Origin of the sequence: Methylobacterium nigriterrae, from assembly GCF_037106235.1 — a bacterium.
GTDB lineage: Bacteria > Pseudomonadota > Alphaproteobacteria > Rhizobiales > Beijerinckiaceae > Methylobacterium > Methylobacterium nigriterrae.
In genome coordinates this window covers 1-489 of sequence record NZ_JBAWTG010000525.1, presented here as the reverse complement: position 1 = coordinate 489, position 489 = coordinate 1, and the positions used below count along the sequence as shown (strand labels likewise).

The following is a 489-nucleotide window of genomic DNA, read 5'->3' as shown; positions in this document are numbered from 1 at the left end:
CTATGGCCTGTCGTGCCCAGCCCCGGGCTTCAGCACGGCACGCGACGGAGGAGAACGACGTTCTGGCGGCACATGGCAGATGCCGATGCGGCCTCCCACATGCTCAGAATGGTCGTTTTCACGCCCAGCCCCTACACGTTGCAGATCGAGCCCTCTCGGACGGAGCCGGGCCGCTTCGATTGGGTGGTCCTGAAGGAGGGTGTGGTTGTGCGCCGATCCGCCCGATCCTTCGGGTCGGCGGGCACTGCGGCGGCAAACGGTGATACGGTGCTACGAGAGATCACGGCGTTGTGGTGCACTGGCAAACAGCAGTGAGGCCGCGCTGTGATGCGGGGTTCTGGTGAATTGATCACTGGTCGATCTGAGACGTGCTTCGCGCTCATCGGCGCCCTGTGCTCTTTGCCTTATCGCTTGCGGCGTCTCTTGCCAGGCGAGCTGCTTTCAGGCGCGCGGTGTTTGCGTCTGCGGCGCTGAGGGCTGGCTCGTCCG

Annotated in this window: 1 protein-coding gene; it reads left to right on the top strand. The window is 64.6% G+C overall.

Annotated features, from left to right (window positions below):
• The coding region (locus tag WDW90_RS38060; protein WP_431311215.1) for a hypothetical protein at positions 1-315 on the top strand (315 nt) is incomplete at its 5' end.
• Between the last annotated feature and the right edge of the window lie 174 nt (positions 316-489).